Here is a 15,922-nt window from a genome sequence, read left to right as displayed (position 1 = left end):
ATTGAATTGATAAAGGAGACATCAGTTTTATGGAAAAGATGAATATCACAAATCAAGCACACGATGCGTTTGTTAAGTCACATCCAAATGGTGATTTATTACAATTAACAAAATGGGCAGAAACTAAAACACTAACTGGCTGGTATTCAAGACGTATCGCAGTTGGAGAAGATGGAGAAATAGCAGGGGTAGCACAACTTTTATTTAAAAAAGTGCCGAAGCTTCCATACACATTATGCTATATATCAAGAGGATTTGTAACGGATTATAGTAATAAACTTGCGCTAGAAACTTTATTAGAAGCTGCGTTACAAATTGCTAAAGAAGAAAAAGCCTATGCTATTAAGATAGATCCAGATGTTGAAGTGGATCAAGGTGCAGATGCACTGACGAACTTAAGAGCGTTAGGATTTAAACATAAAGGATTTAAAGAAGGATTGTCTAAAGATTATATCCAACCTAGGATGACAATGATTACTCCTATAAATAAAACAGATGAAGAACTTATTCAAAGTTTTGAACGTCGTAACCGCTCTAAAGTAAGACTTGCCCTTAAACGTGGTACAACTGTTGAGCGTTCTAATAGAGAAGGGTTGAAGACATTCGCTGAGTTAATGCAAATTACAGGAGAGCGTGATGGATTTTTAACTAGAGATATTAGTTATTTCCAAAACATCTATGATGCATTACATGATGATGGTGATGCTGAGTTATTCCTTGTAAAACTTAGTCCAAAACCTGTACTTAAAGACTTAAGAGCAGAACTAGCTGATTTAGAGACTGAAAAAGCTAAACTGTTAGAGAAAAAACAAGATAAGAAAACACTCAATAAAATTAATGATGCTGATAATAAAATTGCAAAAACACAAGAGCTTATTGATGAGATGACAACTTTAGAGTCGACACATCCAGACGGCATTTATTTATCTGGAGCATTGTTAATGTTTGCAGGTGAAAAATCTTATTACTTATATGGTGCATCATCAAATGAATATCGCAATTTCTTACCAAACCATCACATGCAGTTTGCGATGATGCAATATGCACGTGAACATGGTGCAGAATCATATGATTTTGGGGGTACTGATAATAACCCTGATAAAGATTCAGACCACTATGGGTTATGGACATTTAAAAAAGTTTGGGGAACATATTTAAGTGAAAAAATTGGGGAGTTTGATTATGTTTTAAACAAACCACTATATCAACTGATTGAAAACGTTAAACCTAAAATAACGAAGGCGAAAATTAAAATATCACGCAAGTTGAAAAATAAATAAGTTAAATGATAATGATGTGATGCACTATAGAGTTTAGACATGAAGCGGGTAAACTTTATAGTGCATTTTCATTTTCATATGGATTGTTTTGTGTTTCAAATGAATGGAGTACAAATGATTCATAAATACATATAAATAGTTCGTTTTCTATGGTAGATTAATAATGATAGAGGGAAAAGTGAGAGGAGATAAGGGCATGATAAAAAAGTTGTTACAGTTTTCGTTAGGCAATAAATTCGCAATATTTTTAATGGTATTACTGGTTATACTCGGTGGGGTGTACGCGAGTGCCAAAATGAAACTGGAATTATTACCAGATGTAGAACCACCTGTTATCACAGTGCAAACGTCGATGCCTGGTGCTACACCAGAAACTGTCAAAGAGGATATCAGCGACAAGATTGATGATCAAGTACGATCGATGGCAAACGTGAAAAGCGTAAGTGCACAATCTATCCAAAATGCGTCTATGGTTACTGTCGAATATGAAGAAGGAACAGATTTAGATAAAGCTGAGAATGATTTAAAGAAAGAAATCGACAAAATAAAATTTGACGACAATGTTGAAGAACCTGAATTAACAAGAAATTCAATGGACGCGTTTCCAATTGTCGCTTATTCATTTACTACAAAGGACAATAATTTAAAAGATACAACGAGTAAAATTAATAAGCAATTACTTCCTAAATTACAAACAATAGATGGTGTACAAAATGCGCAACTCAATGGACAAACAGCGCGTGAAGTTGCTATTAAATTTGATCAAGATAAATTAGAAAAGAGTGGTTTAACAAAAGATAGTGTTCAACAATATTTAAAAGGCGCTACAGGCAAAACACCACTTGGGCTATTCCAATTTGATAATACTGAAAAATCCGTTGTTATAGACGGTGAATTCACATCTGTCAACGCACTAAAAAATTTAGATATTCCATTGGCAGCAGCTGCAGCTGGACAATCTCAAGAAAGTGGAGCATCAGGTCAAGATTCAGGTGCCAGTGATCAAATGGCGTCATCAGGTCAATCCTCACCAGCAGCTGCAAGTGCAACTGCTGGACAAGGTTCGCAAAGTGATATGCCTTCAGTGAAACTAAAAGATATTGCAGATGTATCTGCCGGTGATGAACGTAAATCTATTTCTAAAACAAATGGTAAAGATGCAGTGAATGTACAGGTAACAAAAGCACAAGACGCAAACACTGTACAAGTTGCGAAAGATACTAAAAAAGAAATAGATAAATTCACTAAAGAAAATCCAAACATGGTTGCAACTAAGGTTATGGATACGGCTAAACCAATTGAAGATGCATTGTATACGATGATTGAAAAAGCAGCATTAGGTACTATCGTTGCGATAGTTGTTATTCTTTTATTCTTAAGAAATATAAGAACAACAACAATTGCGGTCATATCGATACCGATGTCAATTCTCATTGCAATGATTGCATTAAAATTAGCGAACGTATCATTAAATATACTTACGTTAGGTGCATTAACCGTTGCAATTGGTCGTGTCATAGATGATTCCATCGTGGTCGTAGAAAATATTTACCGAAGACTATCGAATCGTACAGAAACACTTAAAGGAGATAACTTGATTGTAAGTGCAACTAGTGAAGTATTTAAACCAATCATGTCATCTACTATCGTAACAATTATAGTGTTCTTACCTTTAGCATTTGTGAGTGGTTCAGTTGGAGAGATGTTTAGACCATTTGCGCTTGCGATCGCATTTAGTTTATTAGCATCACTGCTAGTTTCAATTACAATTGTTCCGGCATTGAGCGCGACTTTATTTAAAAAAGGTGTTAAACCACATAAGAATGAAAATTCTTTAGGATTTATTGGCAGAAAATATAAAACTGTCTTAAATTGGTCATTAAATCATAAATGGATTGTCATTATTTTAAGTACTGTCATTTTAATCGCAAGTATCGGTTTAGGTGCTGCTAAATTAGGAACAAGCTTTATATCAACAGGTGAGGATAAATACATGGCGTTAACATATACGCCGAAGCCTGGTGAAACACAAGAAGGTATTTTGAAAAATGCAGAACAGGTTCAAAAATACTTAAATAGTAAAGATAAAGTGAATACCGTTCAGTACTCTGTTGGTGGTCCTTCTCCAAATGATCCAACTGGGAATTCAAATAGCTTGGCTATAATGGTTGAATATGACTCAAATACGCCAAACTTTGATGAAGAGCCGGATAAAGTATTGCAACATATTGAAAAATATAAGCATGATGGTGAATGGGCAAATCAAGATATGGGCACAGGCGGTAGTAATAATGCGTTAGAAATATCAGTTACTGGTCCATCACTCGATGCAATAAAAGGTACCGTTAAAAAAGTCGAAAGTGAAATGAAACACGTTAAAGGTGTGGCTAACGTTAAGTCAGATTTAACGCAAACTTATGATCAGTACAATGTGAAAGTAAATCAAAATAAAGCAGCAGAATATGGATTGTCTGCATCACAATTAGCAATGACATTGAACCAGAACACACCTGAGCAAAGTGTCACAACCGTTAAAGAAAAAGGCAAATCTATTGATGTGAAAATCAAAGAAGATAAAGAAAAGCATTGGACTAAAGGCAAATTAGAAAGTACGGAATTACAAACACCAACAGGTCAATCTGTAGAATTAAGCGATATTGCAACTTTAGAAGAAACAACTACACCAAATAAAATTGAAACAAAAGCTGGCGATGAAACGGCAACAGTTTCTGCAAAAGTTACGAGTGATGATGTAGGTGGTACTTCTCAAAAAGTATTATCTAAAGTGAATCAAATTGATACGCCAAATAATGTGAAGATAAATGTTGGCGGTGCAAATGAAGATATTGGTAATGCTATTACACAGTTAGCGATGGCGATGCTCGCAGCGATTATCATTGTCTATCTCGTACTTGTATTAACTTTTAAAGGCGCGTTAGCACCATTTACGATACTCTTCTCATTACCATATACAATTATCGGCGTAGTGGTAGCGCTTGTTGTTACAGGCGAAACAGTTTCTGTTCCAAGTATGATTGGTATGCTTATGTTGATTGGTATTGTAGTTACTAATGCGATTGTGCTAGTGGACAGAGTGATAAACAATCAAAAAGATGGTCTAGATATGAAAGCAGCATTACTCGAAGCGGGTGGTACACGTATTAGACCAATCTTAATGACAGCCTTAGCAACAATAGGTGCATTGGCACCGATGTTATTCGGAGAAGATAGTTCAATTATCATTTCTAAAGGCATGGCAGCGACTGTAGTAGGTGGATTGATTTCATCTACGTTGTTAACATTGATTGTTGTTCCAGTTATCTATGAAATTCTCTTTACATTAAAAGGGAAGATTTTAGGTAGAAAAAAACGTAAATAAAGTAATGTGAAGTAAGGATAGGTACATCAATTGGAATAATTATTCTGATTTATGCCTGTCCTTATTTTTGTATAAAAAAAGATTGACGTATGAATGATTCACACGCCAATCTCGTTTGATTTCAGTATATATATCTTGCCATAATATGCTTTATTAGTATAATACTAATGTTAAAATAGCATAGATAACAAATAAAAGAACACTTATAATGTTTAAAATTTGGATTGCCTTTGCATCTTTTTTAATGTGCTTAAAGGCAGTAACTTCAACATTACCTACTAACAGTAGTAAGATGACAAATACCCACCAATTAATTGCTGGCAAAGACATTGTCGTCAAAGCGACTACAAATAATAAAAGTAATGCCATTATAATACGCAATATGCGTGTGATAATTGTATCCATTCTAAATATGCTTATGTAAGCAACAATAAGATACAATACTGGTAAAAAGATAAGATATAGTTGCATGAATTTACTTCCTTTCTATGTTCGCCATTAATCTTAGCATGTTAAAAATAGATTTACTAGAATGTTATTTGTGTTCTTTTTGTCTAATTTCTGAACGAACCGCTGCAATTTCCTGTTCTATATTTTCTAGCTGTTTAACTAGTGGGTCTACTGATTGGTTTACAGATTCTCTTTTTTCTAAGTCACCCTGTAATCTAACATAATCATATTTAAGTTCAGCTAATTTTTCATTTAGGTCCATGGATACGCACTCCTTTAAATAGTAAATTATCTTTATCAATTGATTCGTATTATATCATGGATTTGAAAGCTTCTAAAACAACCAATTGATATGTTAAGGTATGAAAGTAGCATGAAAACGAAATAACGAAGTGAAAGAAGGCATTAGCGTGACTCAACAATTTATCATTATTATTTTACTCATCGCATTAGGGTACATACTTAAACGAATTAATTATTTTAAAGCTAACGATAGCCAAGTATTCTCTACGTTAGTATTGAATGTTACTCTGCCTTCTTTAGTAATTGTAAACTTAAATAAAGCTGAATTAGATATATCACTGTCCATCTTACCTATAATGATGATTCTATATGGTGTGGTTGCCAAAGTCATTGTTATTTGGTTCTTTATAAAATATGATAATCAAATTCGTGGCGCCACTGGCATGATGATAGCATCACTTAATATTGGACTGTTTGCATATCCATTGGTCGAAGCAATTTGGCCTAAGACTGGGATGATTTATTTCGGCATGGCAGATATCGGTGGCGCTATTATTATGTTTGGCGTAACTTATTTTGTAGGCAGTTATTTTAGTAGTGCCGGAGATAGTTTTGACTTTAAATATTTAGGAAAAAATATTTTGAAATCTGTACCATTAATGACCTATATCATCATGTTTATATTAAATATGTTAGATATCCATTTTCCTGAACCAATGATTGATTTCTTTTCCGTGTTATCTGGTGCCAATATGCCATTATCCATGATATTACTTGGACTTATGCTTAATTTTAGTATCGATAGACGGTTCTTGCCAATTGCCCTTAAATATATAGCGGCACATTATGGACTTGGAATCATTGCAGGTTTATGTGTATATTATTTCCTACCTGTAGACGATCAAATGATTAAGACAACATTACAAGTAGCGTGGCTCTTACCAGTAGGTGTTGCTATAATTCCATATTCTATACAGTTTAAATATAAAACATTACCCCTTGTTGGAATGGTTACAAATTTAACGATTGTCATTAGTATTATAATTCTGTATATCTATCAAGCATTATTTGTATCATAGTGTTCATAAGATATTACGATATTTGGGTAGCTGCAAATGTATAACAAAAAAGGTTGGAAATAGACAAGGATTTCATTTGTCTGTTTCCAACCTTTTAGTTTCTTATTTATCCTTTACCACCCATAAATGCAGGATAGTTTGTCATGCCGCCATCAACATAGATGGTCGTGCCATGAATATAGTCTGCTAAGTCAGATGCGAGGAAGCGTGCAACGTTTGCCACTTGTTGTGCATCGCCAATGACTTTTGCTGGAATCATTTCAAGTGTTTCAGCTCGCGTTTCTGGATCAGAGAATTTTTCCTTCGTATGTTCGGTAACAATAGCACCAGGTGAAATGTTATTAATACGGATACCATATTGTGCATATTCCATGGACATCGTTTCCATCATTAATTTTAAACCGCCTTTACTAGCAGCATAGTTAACGTAATTCGGCCAAGGAATTTTATCATGAACGCTTGATGTATTGATGATGATACCTTTTTTATCTTCTTTTAAAAATTGATTTACTGCCGCTTTGGACCCCATAAACGCTCCAGTTAAATTAATATCTATAACTTTTTGCCATTCTGATAAAGGCATTTCATGTGTGGGAATTGCTTTTTCAAAACCGGCATTGTTAATCATGATATCTAATGTTCCAAATACAGACACTGCTGTTGCAATAAGGTGATTTACATCCTCCTCTTTAGATATATCGGCCTGTACTTTGATTGCCTTACCACCTGCGTCTTCGATGATCTTTATGGATTCTGCGACTGCGTCTAAGCTTTTTTCTGAGCGATAGTTAATGACTACGTTTGCTTTTTCTTTACCGAATTGTTCTACCATGGCTTTACCGATACCACTACTTCCACCAGTGATAACAACAACTTTATTTTCTAATTCTTTAAACAATATTGACGCCTCCTTATAAGTAAATGAAATAAAAAGTTTAGAACAAGTAGGATATGAAAGTTAAATTGTTGAATCAACCAACCATCGTCCTATGTTCTAAACTTCATGATGTTTGTATGTGAATAAATTATAATTAACCTTTTAAATTACCTAGAATAAATGCAGCGATGATTATAAGTGCTATTCCAGCCCAAATACCAATCATTTGACGTTTGTCTTTGCGTTCTCCTAATAAGAAAATACCACCTAGTGTAGACACAATAACTAACAATTGAGAGAATGAAAAACTTGTTGCAACACCCACTTTAGGTTGGGAGTAGAACATAAATAAGTTACCAATACCCCAAACGACACCAGGGATGATATTCCAAATTGTACTTTTAATCGATGTTTCATGTTTTGAAGAAAGAATCAAGCCACCGATTGCCATACCGATTGATTGGAAGAAGAGGGCCCTCATACCATCTACACCGAAGATTTGTGCGACTACAACATACACGACATAGCCCACAGTCGAAATAAGTAAGATAGGTATCGCTTTGCCAAAATTACTATTACTATCAGAGGCTTCATGCTTGCCTTTGATTGAAGTCATCGCAATACCAATTACAAGTAATACCATTGACACAAGTCCGAGTGTCACTTGTGTACCAGTACTCCATTCGCCTAAGAACACAGCACTGAACAATGTTGTACCAACTAATTGTAAGCCAGTAGAGATTGGCATTGTTTTCGATACACCAATCAAACTGATAGATTTAAGTTGATAACCTTGACCAAGTGCCCAAAATGCACCTGAGATTAAACCGACAATAATCACGGTGATATTATCAAACTTGGCATTCCCAGTAAGTAATAAAATAATACCAATAATGAGTGCACCTAAAGTAGTCCCTCTGATTTGATTGTATGGACCACCACCAACCAGTACGTTAATTAAAACAACGCTACCCCAAAATAATGCAGGTAATAACGCAATTAATAAATCCATTTTGACTCACGCTTTCTATTTTGTTTTCCCCTTTAAACAATCTATTTAGATTGCTGTGAAATCTAGTTTAAAGCAAATTAATAATTTAGTAAAAAATAATCAATGATTTATAGTTGGATTTTTGTTTTTAGTAACAAATGATGAATTAAATGTTTATCATTTTAAATTAAATGGATTGTTTAGAGATGGGCGGCAACATATTTAAATTTCTTGTATTCATAATTAATGTTAAAGCCCAACTCATGAAAGCGTTCAACAAGTGTATTGTTTTTACTACGAATTTTAAAATAAACTCTCTCAATATTGTAATTAGAAAACGTAAACTGCAATGCGTAAGAGAGTAAGTCAAATGCGATACCCATAAATCTATAATCCGCATGTGATGAAAAATATTTGATTTCTGCTCTTTTAGTAGCAGGGAAAATTTGAATGTAAAGATATCCTTTGAGGAGACCTTCAGACATAAAAACAAACAATTTGTTATATTCATCTAGCGATTCTGTAATTTCATCAGTAGTCATGACATCGTGCTTAAACGTGTAATCATGTAATTTTTTAAATGATCGATAATAGGCTGGGCGATATTCAGTTATGTTTTGTGCATGATCTACCTTACCAACATCTTGTGTAGATATGAGATGATAATCAGTAAAACTATACGAAGCTTCAATTGCTTTCATGTATGGTGCATATGCCTGTTCATTTTCTTCAAAAGAAAAATTAAAATTTGCAGTATCGGGTTTACTTTGGGCAAGTGCTGCAAATAATGATTTGAAATCGTCCTTTGAGAGTGAGACTGATTTTTTTACAAAAGGACCAATAACTTTATATTTATTATCTTCATATTTAAATGCGAGTAATAACATAACTATGTCGTTTTGATCATCTAATTGTGCAAAAACGCCTGGATCTTCTATTGCTTGTTTAATCGTTGCTTCCACATCTTCATGTGCTTGCGGTAGTTTATATAAGTAAGAGGCCGAATGGTAATCAGCGTCATTTATAAAAGTTACAATCTGCTCATAGCTATTTAATTGCGTAATTTTCATAACAATACCTCCGTAAGTTATTCAGTTAAGTCAATTATAAGAATTTTTTGCATTAAATGGAAGTTATGATGTGCTACATACATGTTACAATGGATATTATATTAGAACTTGAAAGGGCGAAACTATGAAATCACTGATTATTGCTGAAAAACCTTCAGTAGGTAGAGATATTGCAAATGCGTTAAATATAAACGAAAAACGCAATGGCTATTTTGAAAATAATAAATATATTGTTACATGGGCGCTAGGTCATCTTGTAACAAATGCCACACCAGAACAGTATGATAGTAGATTTAAAGAATGGAACCTTAATGATTTGCCTATCATTCCAGATAAGATGAAAACTGTCGTAATTAGTAAAACACGAAAACAATTTTCTACAGTACAATCACTCATAAAGAGTGATAAAATCAATAAAATCATCATTGCTACTGATGCTGGACGTGAAGGTGAATTAGTGGCGCGCTTGATACTAGATAAAGCGCATAATAAAAAACCAATACAAAGACTGTGGATTAGTTCTGTAACTAATAAAGCGATAAAAGACGGTTTTAGTAAACTACAAGATGGTCGCAAATATAATCATTTGTATCAAGCTGCATTGGCACGAAGTGAAGCAGACTGGATTGTTGGTATTAATGCAACACGTGCATTAACTACTAAATATGATGCACAGCTTTCACTTGGAAGAGTGCAAACACCGACAATACAATTAGTTCAAATGAGACAAAATGAAATAAATCAATTTAAGCCACAGACCTACTATACAATGAAATTGACGGCGGGTGGATTGACTTATCAATGTCAAACGCCACAATCTCATATGGATCGCACAGTGTTAGAGCGAATTAAAAAAGATATTGATGGCGGACAAGCTCAGATAGAAGCGATTAACAAAACGCACAAAAAAGCATATCCACAGCAATTGTATAGCCTAACTGATCTACAACAAGATGCATACAAACGTTACCATTTAGGACCTAAAGAAACTTTAAATACATTACAAGCACTATATGAACGCCATAAACTTGTTACGTATCCGCGTACAGATTCCAATTATTTAACGGATGATATGGTAGAGACACTTAAAGACAGATTACAAGCAATTATGTCTACGACGCTTAAACCACATGCAAAACAACAGATGGCGAATTCATTTTCAGGAAAATTTAAGTTTGTGAATAATAGTAAAGTTTCGGATCACCATGCGATTATTCCAACTGAAGTGCGCCCAGATTTGAGCCAGTTAAGTCAGCGCGAATCAAAAATTTACATGATGATTGCGCAGCGATTTTTAGAAAATTTAATGCCACCGCATGAATATGAAGCGGTAGCGATTGAATTAAAAGTGGATAATTACACATTTTCATTTAAGGACAAAGTTACGACGAAACTTGGATTTAAAGCAGTATATGAAGATCATGAAAAAGATCCTGCTGAAATAAGTCAGTTGCAAAAGGGCGCAACATTAAAAATAACTAAAACACAAATTGAACAACATGAAACAACTGCACCACCATATTTCAATGAGGGCTCATTATTGAAAGCTATGGAAAGTCCACAAAAATTCTTTGATCTTCAAGATAAAAAACACAACAAGATGTTAAAAGAAACAGGCGGTATAGGTACAGTTGCGACGAGGGCGGATATTATAGAAAAGCTCTTTAATATGAATGCGATTGAATCTCGAGATGGCAAGATTAAAGTCACGTCTAAAGGGAAACAAATTCTTGAATTAGCGCCACAAAAATTGACTTCACCATTACTTACAGCAGAATGGGAAGAAAAGTTATCGTTGATTGAACAAGGTAAATATGACGTCAGAAAGTTTATTTCTGAAATGAAAACGTTCACGAATGAAGTTGTTGAAGATATCAAATCAAGTGAGCAACGTTATAAGCACGATAATTTAACCACAACAGAGTGTCCAACATGTGGTAAATTTATGATAAAAGTGAAAACTAAAAATGGACAAATGCTTGTATGCCAAGATCCACAATGCAAAACCAAGAAAAATGTGCAACGCAAAACCAATGCCCGTTGTCCTAATTGTCATAAGAAGATGACGCTATTTGGAAGAGGCAAAGAAGCGGTATATCGTTGTGTATGTGGTCACACAGAAACACAAGCACAAATGGACAAACGCCATAAAAATAAAAAATCAGATAAAGTAAACAAAAAAGATCTCAAAAAATATATGAATAATAATGAAGGATTGGAGAATAATCCATTCCAAGACGCTTTAAAAGGGTTGAAGTTTTAAATAATCGAACATATAGCAAGGATTTATAATCAAAGTTCGTGTTTGCTATTGTAAAAAAGTTCATTTGGTATTAGAATATGTAAGTATTTTAAAAAAAGGAGAACTAACCGTGAAAAAGTATTTCAAGTTTGAAAAGCATGACACAAACTATAAGAAAGAGATACTTGGTGGGCTTACAACTTTCTTGTCTATGGCTTATATTTTAGCTGTTAACCCTCAAGTACTAAGTTTGGCTGGTGTTGATGGTGTTTCTGAAAATATGAAAATGGATCAAGGCGCAATTTTCGTTGCTACTGCATTAGCAGCATTTATTGGTTCATTATTTATGGGATTAATTGCGAGATATCCCATAGCATTAGCACCAGGTATGGGGTTAAATGCGTTCTTTGCATTTACTGTAGTTTTAACAATGGGTATACCGTGGCAAGTTGGTTTAACAGGTGTACTATTTTCAGGGGTAGTTTTCGCCATATTAACAATGACTGGTTTACGAGAAACCATCATTAATGCGATACCATATCAGATGAAAATGGCTGTATCAGCAGGTATAGGATTATTTATCACATTTGTTGGTTTACAAAGTTCAGGTATCATTATTAAAAATGATTCAACACTTGTAACGTTGGGCCATATTACTGATGGTCCCGTACTATTAGCCATTTTTGGGATTATAAGTACAGTGATTTTATATGCAATTAGAGTGCCAGGTGCAATATTTATTGGTATGGTTTTAACATCAATTGTTGGTATGTTAACAGGTCTTATACATACACCGAATGCAATTGTAGGACAAATTCCAAGTATTGAACCAACATTTGGAGCAGCATTTGAAGCTTTTAAAGATCCAGGTCAATTATTTACTGTACAATTTTTAATTGTTATTCTCACATTTTTATTCATTGATTTCTTTGATACTGCAGGAACGTTAGTAGCAGTTGCTACTCAAGCTGGATTTATCAAAGATAATAAAATGCCACGCGCAGGTCGTGCATTATTCTCAGATTCATTAGCTACAATTGTAGGTGCAATTTTTGGTACTACAACTACGACTTCATATATTGAATCAAGTTCAGGTGTAGCTGTCGGAGCGAGAACAGGATTTGCAAGTGTCGTTACCGGTTTCTGTTTCTTACTGGCAATTTTCTTTAGTCCACTTATGGAGGTCGTTACAAGTGCGGTGACGACACCAGCACTTGTTGTGGTTGGTGTGTTAATGGCTGCAAACTTCGCTGAAATTGATTGGAAGAAATTTGAAGTAGCTGTACCAGCATTCGTAACAATTATCATGATGCCATTATCATATTCAATTGCGACTGGTATTGCTTGTGGATTTATCTTTTATCCAATAACGATGTTAATTTCAAAACGTCATAAAGAAGTACATCCAATAATGTACGCACTCATGATTTTATTTATATTGTATTTTATCTTTGTTCACGGATAATAAAAAGCACGCTGTTATGTCGCCCATTGACGATTTAACAGTGTGCTTTTGTTTGTATGCATATGCTAATTTAATATTTTATCCCGTATTCACTATGTTTAAAAAATTATTTCTACTATTATAATTGTGATTTGTACTTGATAAAAATATGACAAATTAAATTTAAGTCTAAAGAAATTAATTTTTGTTGCGTCTGTCTTCAGTATAAATTACTTTAGCATTTTTATTGGGTACATATAGTGGAGCAGACAATACAATAAATATAAAAAATAACATTAAAAAGAATAAAGCCCAGTGTACGACCATGCCAACTAAAGGTATAAATGCAATGAAAGAACCTACGATACCAATTAATGGAATAAACAACATTGGTTTTATAGAATTTTGATTATCTACTATTAAAATGATTACCATTACAAAATATAAAAATGCATTGATTAATAAAGGCTGCCAACCAAAGCCTAATATAATACTTCCACCTAAGAAGGGAATACCATAAATCAATTCACTAATAATTAAAATTAAACTCAATATTAATAACACAGTGCGAATACTACTTTTCATTAAAGTCACCACCTATCAGTTACTATTATATAGGATAAAACAAATTTAGAATAATAATTTGGAATATGTAGAAATAAAAAATACATTTATATGAAAAAATTTTCGAAAGTGGTTGAAGTGAATAACTGAATAAAGTACAATAACAAAGTATGTGTTAGACAAAAAGTTTCAAAACTTTTGTATAAAAGCTTGATAAATCACTGTTTATCATGTATCATATCTAATGTTGGACTTTAAGAACACGCGATGAAGCGAAAGGTTACTGACACACCCGGCCGCTTTGCCATGGCGCTGTGTGAGATAGTTTTCGTGGAGAAGTCTATCACTTAAATGTAGACGAATAAGGAGGGAAAATTATGGCAAAACAAAAAATCAGAATCAGATTAAAAGCTTATGATCACAGAGTTATTGATCAATCAGCAGAAAAAATTGTTGAAACAGCGAAACGTTCTGGTGCAGATGTATCTGGACCAATTCCGTTACCGACTGAAAGATCAGTTTACACGATCATTCGTGCCGTGCATAAGTACAAAGATTCACGTGAGCAATTCGAACAACGTACACATAAACGTTTAATCGATATTGTTAACCCTACACCAAAAACAGTTGATGCTCTTATGGGCTTAAACTTACCATCTGGCGTAGACATCGAAATCAAATTATAATAGAAAAAAATTAGGAGGTGGACTTTCGATGACCAAAGGAATCTTAGGAAGAAAAATCGGGATGACACAAGTTTTCGGAGAAAACGGTGATTTAATCCCAGTAACAGTAGTAGAAGCAAGCCAAAACGTTGTATTACAAAAGAAATCTGAAGAGATTGATGGATATAACGCTATCCAAGTAGGCTATGAAGATAAAAAAGCTTATAAAAAAGATAGCAGATCAAGCAAGTATGCTAACAAACCAGCTGAAGGCCATGCTAAAAAAGCAGGCACAGCACCTAAGCGCTTCATTCGTGAATTCAGAAACGTTAACGTTGATGAATACGAAGTAGGTCAAGAAGTCTCAGTTAATACATTTGAAGCTGGAGACGTAATTGATGTAACAGGCGTATCTAAAGGTAAAGGTTTCCAAGGTGCCATTAAACGTCATAATCAAGCACGTGGTCCAATGTCACATGGTTCTCATTTCCATAGAGCACCAGGTTCAGTAGGTATGGCATCAGATGCTTCAAGAGTCTTTAAAGGACAAAAAATGCCTGGACGTATGGGCGGTAACACTGTAACAGTACAAAACTTAGAAGTAGTTCAAGTTGACACTGAAAACAATGTTATTTTAGTTAAAGGTAATGTACCAGGTCCTAAAAAAGGATTTGTAGAAATCACATCATCAATCAAAGGTAATAAATAATTTACGACGAAAGGAGGAATTGCATAATGGCTAATTATGATGTATTAAAAGTAGATGGAACTAAATCAGGTTCAGCTGAACTAAGCGATGCAGTATTTGCAATCGAACCAAACAATAGCGTTCTTTTTGAAGCAATTAACTTACAACGTGCTTCATTACGCCAAGGTACTCATGCTGTTAAGAATCGTTCAGCAGTACGTGGTGGTGGACGCAAACCATGGAGACAAAAAGGTACAGGACGTGCGCGTCAAGGTACAATTCGTGCGCCACAATGGCGTGGTGGTGGTATCGTATTCGGTCCAACACCAAGAAGCTACTCATACAAGATGCCTAAGAAAATGCGTCGTTTAGCATTACGTTCAGCATTATCTTTCAAAGTACAAGAAAAAGGCTTAACTGTTGTAGATGCATTAAACTTAGATGCTCCTAAAACAAAAGAATTCAAAACTGTACTTTCTAATTTAGAACAACCAAAAAAAGTATTAGTAGTAACAGAATCAGAAGATGTAAACGTTGCATTATCAGCACGTAACATTCCTGGTGTTCAAGTAACTACAGCTCAAGGGTTAAACGTTCTAGATATTACAAGCGCTGACAGTGTAGTAATCACAGAAGCAGCTGCTAAAAAAGTTGAGGAGGTGCTCGGATAATGGAAGCAAGAGACGTTCTTAAGCGCCCCGTAATCACTGAAAAATCTTCAGTTGCTATGGCTGAAGACAAATACACATTCGACGTTGATACTCGTGCAAATAAAACACAAGTTAAAATTGCCGTTGAAGAAATCTTTGATGTAAAAGTAGCTAATGTAAACATCATTAACTACAAACCTAAGAAAAAACGCATGGGCCGTTACCAAGGCTATACAAACAAAAGACGCGTAGCAATCGTTAAATTAAAAGAAGGATCAATCGATCTATTCAACTAAAATA

General features: G+C 34.3%; 15 protein-coding genes. 9 read left to right on the top strand and 6 right to left on the bottom strand.

What is annotated here, in order from left to right; translation table 11 throughout:
- Positions 1 to 29: 29 nt before the first annotated feature.
- Both BJS11_RS05200 and BJS11_RS05195 read left to right on the top strand, forming a co-directional pair.
- The gene (locus BJS11_RS05200) at positions 30 to 1,280 is read left to right on the top strand and encodes a lipid II:glycine glycyltransferase FemX (protein WP_069995236.1); all 1,251 of its coding nucleotides are present in this window, start codon (positions 30 to 32) and stop codon (positions 1,278 to 1,280) included.
- Between the two features lie 196 nt (positions 1,281 to 1,476).
- On the top strand, positions 1,477 to 4,659 hold the full coding sequence (locus BJS11_RS05195; RefSeq protein ID WP_069995237.1) for an efflux RND transporter permease subunit: 3,183 nt from the start codon (positions 1,477 to 1,479) through the stop codon (positions 4,657 to 4,659).
- A gap of 153 nt (positions 4,660 to 4,812) precedes the next feature.
- Here BJS11_RS05195 and mspA read toward each other — a convergent pair whose 3' ends face one another.
- The gene (gene mspA / locus BJS11_RS05190; protein WP_069995238.1) at positions 4,813 to 5,130 is read right to left on the bottom strand and encodes a membrane stabilizing protein MspA; all 318 of its coding nucleotides are present in this window, start codon (positions 5,128 to 5,130) and stop codon (positions 4,813 to 4,815) included.
- A gap of 64 nt (positions 5,131 to 5,194) precedes the next feature.
- Positions 5,195 to 5,371, bottom strand: a complete 177-nt coding sequence (locus BJS11_RS13775; protein WP_167351808.1) for an SE1832 family protein — start codon at positions 5,369 to 5,371, stop codon at positions 5,195 to 5,197.
- A gap of 148 nt (positions 5,372 to 5,519) precedes the next feature.
- On the opposite strand from BJS11_RS13775, the gene BJS11_RS05185 reads away from it, so the two are divergent.
- Positions 5,520 to 6,431 carry an AEC family transporter gene (locus BJS11_RS05185; protein WP_069995239.1) on the top strand — a complete coding sequence of 304 codons (912 nt, stop codon included), beginning with the start codon at positions 5,520 to 5,522 and terminating at the stop codon, positions 6,429 to 6,431.
- 106 nt (positions 6,432 to 6,537) lie between these two features.
- Here the strand turns inward: BJS11_RS05185 and BJS11_RS05180 are convergent, their stop codons facing one another.
- The 3 genes from BJS11_RS05180 to BJS11_RS05170 form a co-directional block, all read right to left on the bottom strand.
- Positions 6,538 to 7,329 carry a glucose 1-dehydrogenase gene (locus BJS11_RS05180; RefSeq protein ID WP_069995240.1) on the bottom strand — a complete coding sequence of 264 codons (792 nt, stop codon included), beginning with the start codon at positions 7,327 to 7,329 and terminating at the stop codon, positions 6,538 to 6,540.
- Positions 7,330 to 7,462: 133 nt separating this feature from the next.
- Complete coding sequence (locus tag BJS11_RS05175; protein ID WP_069995241.1) at positions 7,463 to 8,320, bottom strand: RhaT/GlcU family sugar-proton symporter; 858 nt, start codon at positions 8,318 to 8,320, stop codon at positions 7,463 to 7,465.
- A 179-nt stretch (positions 8,321 to 8,499) separates the two neighbouring features.
- Complete coding sequence (locus tag BJS11_RS05170; RefSeq protein WP_069995242.1) at positions 8,500 to 9,369, bottom strand: GNAT family N-acetyltransferase; 870 nt, start codon at positions 9,367 to 9,369, stop codon at positions 8,500 to 8,502.
- A gap of 124 nt (positions 9,370 to 9,493) precedes the next feature.
- On the opposite strand from BJS11_RS05170, the gene BJS11_RS05165 reads away from it, so the two are divergent.
- Together BJS11_RS05165 and BJS11_RS05160 are read left to right on the top strand one after the other, a co-directional pair.
- Positions 9,494 to 11,632, top strand: coding sequence for a DNA topoisomerase III (locus BJS11_RS05165; RefSeq protein WP_069995243.1), 2,139 nt, complete (start codon positions 9,494 to 9,496; stop codon positions 11,630 to 11,632).
- Between the two features lie 109 nt (positions 11,633 to 11,741).
- On the top strand, positions 11,742 to 13,076 hold the full coding sequence (locus BJS11_RS05160) for an NCS2 family permease (RefSeq protein WP_069995244.1): 1,335 nt from the start codon (positions 11,742 to 11,744) through the stop codon (positions 13,074 to 13,076).
- A gap of 177 nt (positions 13,077 to 13,253) precedes the next feature.
- Here the strand turns inward: BJS11_RS05160 and BJS11_RS05155 are convergent, their stop codons facing one another.
- Complete coding sequence (locus BJS11_RS05155; protein ID WP_069995245.1) at positions 13,254 to 13,640, bottom strand: hypothetical protein; 387 nt, start codon at positions 13,638 to 13,640, stop codon at positions 13,254 to 13,256.
- 356 nt (positions 13,641 to 13,996) lie between these two features.
- Between BJS11_RS05155 and rpsJ the strand changes: the two genes are divergently transcribed.
- From rpsJ to rplW, 4 genes are read left to right on the top strand one after another with little or no spacing between them, the layout of a single operon-like run.
- Positions 13,997 to 14,305, top strand: coding sequence for a 30S ribosomal protein S10 (gene rpsJ, locus BJS11_RS05150; protein ID WP_002471362.1), 309 nt, complete (start codon positions 13,997 to 13,999; stop codon positions 14,303 to 14,305).
- A 28-nt stretch (positions 14,306 to 14,333) separates the two neighbouring features.
- A complete protein-coding gene (gene rplC / locus BJS11_RS05145) occupies positions 14,334 to 14,993 on the top strand; it encodes a 50S ribosomal protein L3 (RefSeq protein ID WP_069995246.1) in 660 nt (219 codons plus the stop codon).
- A 26-nt stretch (positions 14,994 to 15,019) separates the two neighbouring features.
- Positions 15,020 to 15,643 carry a 50S ribosomal protein L4 gene (gene rplD / locus BJS11_RS05140; RefSeq protein WP_069995247.1) on the top strand — a complete coding sequence of 208 codons (624 nt, stop codon included), beginning with the start codon at positions 15,020 to 15,022 and terminating at the stop codon, positions 15,641 to 15,643.
- On the top strand, positions 15,643 to 15,918 hold the full coding sequence (gene rplW, locus BJS11_RS05135) for a 50S ribosomal protein L23 (RefSeq protein WP_002506966.1): 276 nt from the start codon (positions 15,643 to 15,645) through the stop codon (positions 15,916 to 15,918). Before rplD ends, rplW begins: the two co-directional genes overlap by 1 nt.
- Positions 15,919 to 15,922 lie beyond the last annotated feature (4 nt).

The organism is Staphylococcus caeli (genome assembly GCF_900097965.1).
Lineage (GTDB): Bacteria > Bacillota > Bacilli > Staphylococcales > Staphylococcaceae > Staphylococcus > Staphylococcus caeli.
This window is presented reverse-complemented; position numbering and strand designations above follow the sequence as displayed.